We start from the raw sequence: 11077 nt of genomic DNA, 5'->3' as shown, positions 1-11077 counted from the left end.
GAAGTACAGGTACTCGGGCGCCTCCGCGGAGCCCCGCGCGGCGACCGCGTCGGCGCCGTCCTCGGCGAGCGAGCACAACTGACGGCCCCCGGACTGGAGTTCGACCCGGTCCACGGTGGGCGTGATGGTGCCCAGCGTGAACAGCAGCTGGGCGGCCATCTCCTCGCACTTGGCGGTGCTGACCCCGGCCGCCTTGTCGTTCAGCGGCACGGTGAGCTTGTTCTGGTCGTCGGGCGTCAGGGTGGCGTCCTTCTCCAGCTCCGTACCGCTCGGGAAGCTCGACCTGACGACCGGGTCCAGCCAGGTGGTCGGCCCGGCGAGCAGGGACTGCACCATCTGCGTCATGGCGTCCACGCGCCGCCGGATGAACACGGGGTCGGCGGCGACGGCGGCCGGCTGCGCGCCCGTCGCGGCGACGGTGTCGGAGGCGAAGTAGTACTTGTTGACGGACGTGTAGTTGCGCTGGAAGTCCGACTGGCCCATGACCACGCCCTGGGGCAGCCTGTCGATGCGCCACTGCCCGGTCTTGCTGTCCTTGGCGAGGTGCACCTGGCGGGCGTAGTCGCCGTCCACGGGCGTGTACGAATGCTGGCCGTCGACCAGGGCGATCCGGGTGCCGGTCAGCGTGAACGAGTACGCGGTGCCGTCGTCCCGGCCGCCCGCGAGGTCGGCCGTGGTGGCGGGCCCGTCGGCGAGCACGGTGGTGGACGCCTCCGGCTCCCAGTCCCGCGCCGCGTCGGTCGTCAGATACAGCTTGGCCGTCTCATAGTGCGGATCGTCACTGGTCAGGGCCTCCAGAAAGCCCTGCACGATGTCCGGAGGCGCCGCGTCCTCGCTCGGCGGCACGGCGAACACCCGCACCTGCGTGTCCTGCCGGGGCGTCGACTCGACACCCCGCAGATCGCCGTGGTCGGGCATCGAGGCGCAGCCGGCCAGCAGCAGGGTGCCCCCGGCCGCGTACGCCATCACGCGCGCGTGCGCGCGTTGCCGACGCATCGGCTCCCGGACTTGTCGCATGTACGCCATCACGCTCGCGGACCCGCGCCGGGCGCGCCCCTCACGGTCACCGGCCACGCGTCGCCTCCCCTTGCCGGCCCGGCTCCGCCACCCGTGTCCCCGGGCGGTCCGATGCCGTGCCGCGTACCCCGTCCGGGGCGGTCGTGGTCGTATCGTCGTGTGGCCGTACCGCGCCCCCGGCCGGCCGGGGCACCACGCGCGCGCCGTTGCCGGGCAGGGCCGTCGGGTCGGCGGTCGGGGCGGCGGACGGGCGGGCCAGCGGCGATATCTCCCCGGTGGGCTGCACCGGCACCGTGGCGGTCTTCTCGCCCCCGCGCGGCGGACCGGCCGCGTTGAGGCCGCGATTTCGCCGTGAGTCCTTGGGTTCCAGCGGTATCGGGGAGCCGCGCAAGGGCTCGTCCGCCGTCCTGGGCAGCGTCAGCCGGAACTGCGAGCCGCCGCCCGGCTCGCCCCACGCCTGGAGCCAGCCGCCGTGCAGCCGCGCGTCCTCCAGGGCGATGGACAGGCCGAGACCGGTTCCGCCCGTGGTACGCGCGCGTGCCGGGTCCGCACGCCAGAAACGGCTGAACACGCGGGTCGCCTCGCCCGGCTTGAGGCCCACGCCGTAGTCCCGTACGGCGACGGCGACCGCGCCGCCCGCCGAGGCGAGCCTGACCACGACGTCCTTGCCCTCGCCGTGCTCGACGGCGTTGACGACCAGATTGCGCAGCACGCGTTCCAGGCGCCGCGCGTCGGCCTCGGCGACCACGGGCTGCTGGTCGCCGACGACGCGTATGTGCGTGCCCTTGCGCTCGGCGAGCGGCTCGGCCCCGCTGACCACCCGCCGCACGACCTCACGCAGGTCTATCGCGTCGGCCTCCAGCGCGGCGGCGCCCGCGTCGAACCGGCTGATCTCCAGCAGGTCCGACAGCAGCGACTCGAACCGGTCGAGCTGGTCGGCGAGCAGTTCCGCCGACCGCGCGGTGACCGGGTCGAAGTCCACGCGCGCCTCATGGATGACGTCGGCGGCCATCCGCACGGTCGTCAGCGGCGTACGCAGCTCGTGCGAGACATCGGACACGAACCGGCGCTGCATCCGCGACAGGTCCTCCAGCTGCTGGATCTTCAGCTGAAGGTTCTGCGCCATCTTGTTGAACGCCTCGCCCAGGCGCGCGATGTCGTCCTCACCGGTGACCTTCATACGTTCCTGGAGGCGCCCCGCGGAGAGCCGCTCCGCGATCCCCGCCGCCATCCGCACCGGCGTCACGACCTGCCGCACCACGAGCCAGGCGATGGCCCCCAGCAGGACGACGACGAACAGCCCGGCGGTCGCCAGCGTGCCCTTGACCAGGCTCAGCGACTTCTCCTCCTGCGTGAGCGGGAAGAGGTAGTACAGCTGGTACGGGTCACCGTTGGGGTCGTTGACCTCCTTGCCGATGACCAGGGCGGGCTGGGACTCCTTGTCGGTGCCGCTGTAGGTGATCCGGGTGTAGCTCTGCGCGGCGGCCGTGTTGGCGCTCACGCGCGTGCGCAGGTCCTCCGGGACGCTCTTGTTGGGGTCGACCCCGCCGGAGGCACGCGGCCCGCGCCCGTTGCCGCTGTCGCTGCCCGCGGGCAGCGTGACGACGTCGAAGGCCCCCTGTCCGCCGCTGGACAGCGAGGAGACCAGGTCGCTCATCCACTGGATGACGTTCTGCGCGGGCCGCCCGTCGACCGCGGATTCGTCGCCGGGTACGGCGGCGGCCTCGTCGGCCTGCTGCCGGGCCACGGCGAACCCTCCGGTGGCCTGGCTCTGCGACGCGTTCACCTTGGCGTCCAGCAGGCCGTTGCGCACCTGCCCGATGACGACGAAACCGAGCAGCAGCACCACGCCCAGGGACATCAGCAGGGTGGTGGCGACGACTTTGAGCTGGATGTTGCGCCGCCACAGCCGCATCACGGGCAGCAGCGGCCGGCGCACCCAGCGCATGAACAGCCTCAGGACCGGGCTGCCCTGCACACCGCCCTGGAGCAGTCCGCCCTCCAAAAGGCGTCCCCAGCGGGAGCCCGCCGTCTTCCGGCCGACAGGCCGCCCCGCGCCGGCCCCGGTCCTGCCGGGCGCCGAAGCAGCACTGTCCCCGGACATCTCAGCTCGGCCCGGCCTTGTAACCGACACCGCGGACGGTCACCACGATCTCGGGCCGCTCCGGATCCTTCTCCACCTTGGAGCGCAGCCGCTGCACATGCACGTTCACCAGCCGGGTGTCCGCCGCGTGCCGGTAGCCCCACACCTGCTCTAGGAGCACCTCACGCGTGAACACCTGCCAGGGCTTGCGCGCCAGCGCGACCAGCAGATCGAACTCCAGCGGCGTCAGCGCGATCGACTGCCCGTCCCGCTTCACCGAATGCCCGGCGACATCGATCACCAGATCCCCGATGGCGAGCTGCTCGGGCGCCGGCTCCTCGGAGCGCCGCAGACGCGCCCGGATCCGCGCCACCAGTTCCTTCGGCTTGAACGGCTTGACGATGTAGTCATCGGCGCCGGACTCCAGCCCGACAACCACATCCACGGTGTCGCTCTTCGCCGTGAGCATCACGATCGGCACCCCGGACTCCGCCCTGATCAGGCGGCACACCTCGATACCGTCCCGCCCGGGCAGCATCAGATCCAGCAGCACCAGATCAGGCTTGGCCTCCCGGAACGCGGCCAGCGCCTTGTCACCGTCGGCTACGAAAGACGGCTCAAAACCTTCACCACGCAGCACGATGCCGAGCATCTCGGCCAGTGCGCTGTCGTCGTCGACGACAAGGACTCGTCCCTTCATAAACGACATCATCCCATTCTCATAACGGTGGCGAAGGTGCAGGTGAGACACGTCACTGCCTCGTGACCATAGTCGTACCCGGCGGTCACTGTCTGCCCCTGTCCTCAGCGGTGGAGGTCAGGAGCACATCCCCACCCGATTCCAGCGGCCCGGACCCGTCCCCACGACGTGCCGGTTTTGCCCCCATGAACGGCACGTCATCCGATTCACCGCCGCGAAGCCAGACCCCTCGAACAGACGGGACGGCGACAACAACCCCCAGGGCCTTCCGTCCGGATCAGACCGGATCCGAACGACAGCCCTGGCTCCCCGTCACCACACCCCCCGCGCCCTCCCGCACAACTCCGCCAGCCCCTCCCCCGTGACCGGCGACAGCACCCCCTCCTCCGTCACGATCGCCGTCACCAGCTCCGGCGGCGTCACATCGAACGCCGGGTTGTACGCCTGCGTCCCCAGCGGCGCCACCGGCACCCCGGCCCCCGTCACCGGCGCCTGCGGGGCCACGATCCCGGTGACCTCGAAACCGGGCCGCTGCTCGACCTCGATCGACGCCCCGTCCGCGGTGTCCGCGTCGACCGTCGTCACCGGCGCCACCACGATGAACGGCACATGGTGGTAGCGCGCGAGCACCGCGAGCGGATAGCTCCCCACCTTGTTCGCCACCGAGCCGTCCGCCGCGATCCGGTCGGCGCCTATCAGCACCGCGTCCACCTCACCGGCCGAGAACAGCGACCCCGCCGCGTTGTCGGTGAGCAGCGTGTACGCCATGCCGCTGCGCGCCGCCTCGTACGCCGTCAGCCGGGCGCCCTGGAGCAGCGGGCGCGTCTCGTCCACCCACAGCCGACGCAGCCGACCCACCCGGTGCGCCGCGAGCGCCACCGCGAACGCCGTGCCCTCACCGCCCGACACCAGCGAACCGGTGTTGCAGTGCGTGAGGACGCGGTGCCCGCCGCCCGGGAGCAGTTCGTCGAGCAGCGCCAGCCCGTGCCCGGCCATGCGCCTGCTGGCCTCGGCGTCCTCCCGGTGCAGTCGCCGGGCCGCGGCCAGCGCCGCCGCGGCGGCCTGCCCGGCGTCGCCGGTACGGGCGAGCGCGTCCCGGTGCGCGGCGAGCGCCCGCCGCACCCCCAGGGACAGATTCACCGCGGTGGGCCGGGCACCCGCGAGCGCATCGGCAGCCTCGTCCACGTCGAACCCGCGCACGGCGGCGAGCGCGACGCCGTACGCCCCCGCGATACCGAGCAGCGGCGCCCCGCGGACGGCCAGCGAACGGATCGCCTCCACCAGCGCGGGCGCGTCCGTGCACACCCGCTCGACCTCCTCGGCCGGCAGCCTGGTCTGATCCAGCAGGACCAGTACGGGCCCCTCTGGTGGCTCGTCCCAGCGGATCGCCGGGATCTCGGTGGGCCGGTTGTCCTCGCCGGATTGCGCGTACTGATCAGCCATGCGGTCAGTCTGCCCCGTGGACCGCGGACCATTGAAGATGCGCAGCCCCCACCTCGGCCGGCCCCCCGGCAACTCCCCCATGGCACGATGTTGGCCAACCCGCCGCCGCGACCGCGGTCGGGCACCATGAAGGAGCCACGATGAACGACACTCCGGGCTGGGCCTCGCCCGGATCCGCCCCGTCCGACGGGCGGGCACCCGGCGCGTCCGGCCCCGCCGAGCCGTCCGACCGGCCCGGCCCCGCGCAGCCCGCCGAACAGCCCGGCGCGGATCCACAGAGCCCCGGCCCGAAGTGGTCCGAGGAACAGCCGCCCCCGGCCCAGTGGTCCGCGCCCACCGGCCCGCAGCAGCCGGGCCAGGCCCCGCCACCCCCACCGCCCGGCCCGGGGTGGGGCACCCCGCCCCCCGGCGCCCCCGGCCCCGCCCACGGAGCCTGGGGAGGCGCCCCCGGCGGCCCCGCCCCGTACGGCGGCCCTGGCGGCCCCGGCGGCTGGGGCACCCCCTGGGGCGGCCCCCCGCCCGCCGCCAAGCCCGGCATCATCCCGCTGCGCCCCCTCGGCGTCGGCGAGATCCTCGACGGCGCGGTCTCCACCATGCGCACCCACTGGCGCACGGTCCTCGGCATCTCCCTGACCGTCGCGGTCCTCACGGAGATCGTCGTCGTCCTGGTCCGCGGTTTCCTGCTGAACGACCTCCTGGACACCTCCGCCCTCGACAACCCGGACGCCACCCTCGGCGAACTCACTCGCGCCACGGGCGAGGCCATGGCCGCCAACTTCGTCATCTTCGTGATCTCGCTGATCGGCACCATCGCCGCGACCGCCCTGCTGGCGACGGTCACCAGCCGCGCGGTGCTCGGCAAGTCCGTGACCACGGCCGAGGCCTGGCGCGACGCCCGGCCCCAGGTGCTGCGGCTGTTCGGCCTGATCGGCCTGCTGCTGCTCATCCTCGTCGGCATCGTCGCCCTGGGCGCCGTGCCCAGCATCCTGGTCGCCGCCGCGGGCGGAGGCAGCGCCGCGGTCGCCTTCTCCACCCTCCTGATCATCGGCGCCGCCGTGGTCGCCCTGTGGACGATGGTCCGCCTCTCCCTCGCCACGCCCGCCCTGATGCTGGAGAAGCAGAGCATCACCAAGGCCATGGCCCGGTCCCTGAAGCTCGTGCGCGGCTCCTGGTGGCGGATCTTCGGCATCCAGCTGCTCGCCCTGGTCATCGCCAACGTCATCGCCATGATCGTCGTGGTCCCGTTCGTCCTCATCGGCGCGACCGTCGACGGCGGGGGCATCAGCGCCTTCATCGAGTCCGGCACCGGCCTGGGCTGGACCTTCCTCGTCATCGGCGGCATCGGATCGGTGATCGGATCCATGATCACGCTCCCGATCACGGCCGGCGTGCTGGTCCTCCTCTACATCGACCAGCGCATCCGCCGCGAGGCCCTCGACCTCGACCTGGCCCGCGCGGCCGGCGTCCAGGGCTACGCCGCCGCCCCCAGGAGCTGATGCGGTGATCTCGGCGGGGGGATTCACCACGGCGCTGTCGGCGCTGCCACGCAACGCCGACGAGCCACCGCTCACCGTCCCGCGCGATCCCGCGCGCGAGGCCGCCGAGCGCGAACTGGCCAAACGCATGTACCACGAGGACGACCCCGGGCTGTTCGAACGCGCCCTGGACAACTTCTGGGACTGGCTCGGCGACCTGTTCGGCAGCGCGTCGGCCGCCACCCCCGGCGGCACCATCGGCCTGATCGCCGTCATCCTGGTCGTCGTGGCGCTCCTGGCCGCCCTGTGGTGGCGCCTGGGCACCCCTCGCCGGCAACCCGCCACCTCCGCCGCCCTGTTCGACGACCGCCCCCGCAGCGCCGCCGACCACCGCGCCGCCGCCGAGGCCCACGCCGCCCAGGGCCACTGGAGCCAGGCCGTCCAGGAACGCATGCGCGCCATTGTGCGCGCCCTGGAGGAACGCGCCCTCCTGGACGCCCGCCCCGGCCGCACCGCCGACGAGGCCGCCGCCGAAGCGGGCCGCGCCCTGCCCGCCCACGCCGACCGACTGCGCGCCACCGCACGGCACTTCGACGACGTCACATACGGCGGCCGTACGGCCACGGAGGCGTCGTACCGGCACATCGCCGCACTCGACACGGACCTGGACCGCACCAAACCCCAGCTCACCAGCGCCAGCAGCGCGGACCACACCACCCGCCAGGGAGCCGCCGGATGACCACCGAGGCCACCCTCCCCACCACCTCGGCCTCGCCCACCGGACGCCGGCTGTGGACCCGCGGCCGGGGCATCGCCCTCGCCGTCGTCCTCCTCCTCGCGGGCGCCATCGCGATCGCCGTCGTCCGCTCCGACGCCCAGCACGGCGCCCTCGACCCGCGCTCCGCCGACCCCCAGGGCAGCCGCGCCCTCGCCGAACTCCTCGCCGACCGGGGCGTGTCCACGCGCGTGGTGACCACCCTCGACGAGGCCCGCGCCGCCGCCGGCCCCGACACCACCCTCCTGGTCGCCGACCCCGACCTGCTGACCCCCGCCCAGCAGTCCCGGCTCCACGAGGACACCACCTCCTCCGGCGGCCGCACGATCCTCGTCGCCGCCGGCATATCGTCCGTCGAACGCCTCGCCCCCGGCATGTACGTCGACCCCGCCACCAGCCTCGACACCACGCTCGACCCGGACTGCGCACTGCCCGCCGCCCGCAGCGCGGGTCCCGCCGAGACCGGCGGCCTGCGCTACTCCACCACCCACCCCGAAGCCGACGAGTGCTACTTCAGCCAGCGCCTGGCCACCCTCGTCCGGCTCCCGCAGCCCTCCGGAGGCGGCGACACCGTCCTGCTCGGCGCGCCCGACATCCTCCTCAACGACCGCCTCGACGAGCAGGGCAACGCCTCGCTCGCCCTCCAACTCCTCGGCTCCCGTCCCCATCTGACCTGGTACCTCCCCTCCCTCGCCGACACCACCGCCACCACCGACGACGAACGCGGCTTCTTCGAACTGCTCCCGTCCGGCTGGCTCTGGGGCACCCTGCAACTCTTCGTCGCCGCGGCCCTGGCCGCCCTGTGGCGGGCACGCCGGCTCGGCCCCCTCGTACCGGAGAAACTCCCCGTCGCGATCCGCGCCTCCGAAACCGTCGAAGGCCGCGCCCGCCTCTACCGCAAGGCGAACGCCCGCGACCGCGCGGCAGCCGCTCTTCGCTCCACGACCCGCACGCGCCTCGCCCCCCTCGTCGGACTCCCCGCCGCCCGGGCCCACACGCCCGAAGCCCTGCTCCCCGCCCTGTCCGCCCATCTCCAGGGCGACGGCCGGGACCTGCGCACCCCGCTGTTCGGACCGCCTCCCGGCGACGACACGGCACTCATCGCCCTCGCCGACCAACTCGACGCCCTCGAAAGAGAGGTACGCCGTCCATGATGGACCCGACCACTGACAACGCCGGGCCGAGCGGGGATCCGGGCACCGCCCGGGCCTCCCTCGAAGCCCTGCGCGCCGAGATCGCCAAGGCCGTGGTCGGCCAGGATCCCGCCGTGACCGGCCTGGTCGTCGCCCTGCTCTGCCGCGGCCACGTCCTGCTCGAAGGCGTCCCCGGCGTCGCCAAGACCCTCCTGGTCCGCGCCCTCGCCGCCGCCCTCGACGTCGACACCAAGCGCGTCCAGTTCACCCCCGACCTCATGCCGAGCGACATCACCGGCTCCCTGGTCTACGACACCCGCACCGCCGAGTTCTCCTTCCAGCCCGGCCCGGTCTTCACCAACCTCCTCCTCGCCGACGAGATCAACCGCACGCCCCCGAAGACCCAGTCCGCCCTCCTGGAGGCCATGGAGGAACGCCAGGTCACGGTCGACGGCACACCCCGCCCCCTCCCGGACCCGTTCCTGGTCGCCGCCACCCAGAACCCCGTCGAGTACGAGGGCACCTACCCCCTCCCCGAAGCCCAGCTGGACCGTTTCCTTCTCAAACTCACCATCCCCCTCCCCACCCGCCAGGACGAGATCAACGTCCTGACGCGACACGCCGACGGCTTCAACCCCCGCGACCTCCAAGCGGCCGGCATCCGCCCGGTGGCGGGCCCCGCCGCCCTGGAAGCGGCCCGCGCGGCGGTCGCCAAGACGACCGTCTCCCCCGAGATCACGGCATATGTCGTCGACATCTGCCGCGCCACCCGCGAGTCGCCGTCCCTCACCCTGGGCGTCTCCCCGCGCGGCGCGACCGCCCTGCTGGCCACCTCGCGCGCGTGGGCGTGGCTCACCGGCCGCGACTACGTCATCCCCGACGACGTCAAGGCCCTCGCCCTGCCCACCCTCCGCCACCGCGTACAGCTCCGCCCGGAGGCCGAGATGGAGGGCGTGACGGCCGACTCCGTCATCAACGCGATCCTCGCCCACGTCCCCGTCCCCCGCTGATGGCGCTCACCGGACGCGCCGCGCTCCTCGCGGCCCTCGGTTCCCTCCCCGTCGGCCTCTGGGACCCCGGCTGGACAGGTCTCCTCGCGGTCAACGCCCCGCTGGCCCTCGCCTGCGCCTGCGACTTCGCCCTGGCGGCCCCCGTACGCCGCCTGGGCCTGTCCCGCAGCGGCGACACCTCCGCCCGCCTCGGCGAGCCCGCGGACGTCACCCTGACGGTCACCAACCCGTCCCGCCGCCCCCTGCGCGCCCAGCTCCGCGACGCCTGGCCCCCCAGCAGCTGGCACCCCGGCACCGAGGTCGAATCCTCCCGCCACCGCCTCACGATCCCGTCCGGCGAACGCCGCCGCGCCACCACCCGCCTGCACCCCACCCGCCGCGGCGACCACCACGCCGACCGCGTGACGATCCGCTCCTACGGCCCGCTCGGCCTCTTCACCCGCCAGGGCACCCACAAGGTCCCCTGGACGGTCCGCGTCCTGCCCCCCTTCACCAGCCGCAAGCACCTCCCCTCGAAACTGGCCCGCCTCCGCGAACTCGACGGCCGCACCAGCGTCCTCACCCGAGGCGAGGGCACAGAATTCGACAGCCTGCGCGAGTACGTCCCCGGCGACGACACCCGCTCCATCGACTGGCGCGCCACCGCCCGCCATTCCACGGTCGCCGTACGCACCTGGCGCCCCGAACGAGACCGCCACATCCTCCTGGTCCTCGACACGGGCCGCACTTCCGCCGGCCGTGTGGGCGACGCCCCCCGCCTCGACGCCGCCATGGACGCCGCCCTGCTCCTGGCCGCCCTCGCCTCCCGCGCGGGCGACCGAGTGGACCTCCTGGCCTACGACCGCCGGGTCCGCGCCCTGGTCCAGGGCCGCACCTCCGGCGACCTCCTCCCCTCCCTGGTCAACGCCATGGCCACCCTGGAACCCGAACTGATCGAAACAGACGCCCGTGGCCTGACCACGACAGCCCTCCGTACGACCCCCCGCCGCTCCCTGATCGTCCTCCTGACAACCCTCGACGCGGCCCCGGTCGAAGAGGGCCTCCTCCCGGTCCTCCCGCAGCTCACCCAACGCCACACGGTCCTGGTGGCCTCCGTGGCCGACCCTCACGTGGCCGACATGTCGAAGTCCCGAGGCACCATCGATGCCATCTACGAAGCAGCAGCCGCAGCCCAGGCCCAAACCGAACACCAACGCACCTCAGAACAACTGCGCCGCCACGGGGTCACCGTCGTGGACGCAACCCCCGATGAACTGGCCCCGGCCCTGGCAGACGCATACCTGGCCCTGAAAACAGCGGGCCGCCTGTAAGCCGCCTGTAAGCCGCCTGTAAAAAGAAAGAGGGCCCTGCACGGGCCCTCAACAAATCCACCAACAAATCCACTTCAAACGCAGAAAACCCCGCATCCGAAGATGCGGGGTTTTCCCAATATTTGTTCGGC

The 11077-nt window shown here is 73.1% G+C and carries 9 protein-coding genes; 5 read left to right on the top strand and 4 right to left on the bottom strand.

Annotated elements, in window-relative coordinates; all coding sequences use genetic code 11:
- The 4 genes from ACFRFC_RS38040 to mtnA all read right to left on the bottom strand — a co-directional run.
- Positions 1–996, bottom strand: a 996-nt coding sequence (locus ACFRFC_RS38040) for a GerMN domain-containing protein (RefSeq protein ID WP_383112704.1), incomplete at its 3' end; no start/stop codon positions are given.
- A gap of 67 nt (positions 997–1063) precedes the next feature.
- Positions 1064–3121 carry an MtrAB system histidine kinase MtrB gene (gene mtrB, locus ACFRFC_RS38035; RefSeq protein WP_382681148.1) on the bottom strand — a complete coding sequence of 686 codons (2058 nt, stop codon included), beginning with the start codon at positions 3119–3121 and terminating at the stop codon, positions 1064–1066.
- Position 3122: 1 nt separating this feature from the next.
- On the bottom strand, positions 3123–3812 hold the full coding sequence (gene mtrA, locus ACFRFC_RS38030; protein WP_355939974.1) for a two-component system response regulator MtrA: 690 nt from the start codon (positions 3810–3812) through the stop codon (positions 3123–3125).
- Positions 3813–4112: 300 nt separating this feature from the next.
- Complete coding sequence (gene mtnA, locus ACFRFC_RS38025) at positions 4113–5243, bottom strand: S-methyl-5-thioribose-1-phosphate isomerase (protein ID WP_382681143.1); 1131 nt, start codon at positions 5241–5243, stop codon at positions 4113–4115.
- Between the two features lie 140 nt (positions 5244–5383).
- On the opposite strand from mtnA, the gene ACFRFC_RS38020 reads away from it, so the two are divergent.
- The 5 genes from ACFRFC_RS38020 to ACFRFC_RS38000 are packed head-to-tail and all read left to right on the top strand — an operon-like array spanning position 5384 to position 10946.
- Complete coding sequence (locus ACFRFC_RS38020; RefSeq protein ID WP_382681140.1) at positions 5384–6739, top strand: glycerophosphoryl diester phosphodiesterase membrane domain-containing protein; 1356 nt, start codon at positions 5384–5386, stop codon at positions 6737–6739.
- A gap of 4 nt (positions 6740–6743) precedes the next feature.
- The gene (locus tag ACFRFC_RS38015; RefSeq protein WP_382681138.1) at positions 6744–7457 is read left to right on the top strand and encodes a DUF4129 domain-containing protein; all 714 of its coding nucleotides are present in this window, start codon (positions 6744–6746) and stop codon (positions 7455–7457) included.
- Positions 7454–8647 (top strand): DUF4350 domain-containing protein, encoded by a 1194-nt coding sequence (locus ACFRFC_RS38010; RefSeq protein WP_382681136.1) that lies wholly within the window; start codon positions 7454–7456, stop codon positions 8645–8647. Before ACFRFC_RS38015 ends, ACFRFC_RS38010 begins: the two co-directional genes overlap by 4 nt.
- A complete protein-coding gene (locus tag ACFRFC_RS38005; RefSeq protein WP_382682045.1) occupies positions 8647–9636 on the top strand; it encodes an AAA family ATPase in 990 nt (329 codons plus the stop codon). The genes ACFRFC_RS38010 and ACFRFC_RS38005 overlap by 1 nt, the downstream gene beginning before the upstream one ends.
- Positions 9636–10946, top strand: a complete 1311-nt coding sequence (locus tag ACFRFC_RS38000; RefSeq protein ID WP_382681133.1) for a DUF58 domain-containing protein — start codon at positions 9636–9638, stop codon at positions 10944–10946. The genes ACFRFC_RS38005 and ACFRFC_RS38000 overlap by 1 nt, the downstream gene beginning before the upstream one ends.
- Positions 10947–11077 lie beyond the last annotated feature (131 nt).

It is taken from the genome of Streptomyces sp. NPDC056734 (assembly GCF_042790455.1).
GTDB lineage: Bacteria > Actinomycetota > Actinomycetes > Streptomycetales > Streptomycetaceae > Streptomyces.
The sequence above is the reverse complement of the archived record's forward strand: the minus strand, read 5'-3'. Positions and strand labels throughout refer to the sequence as shown.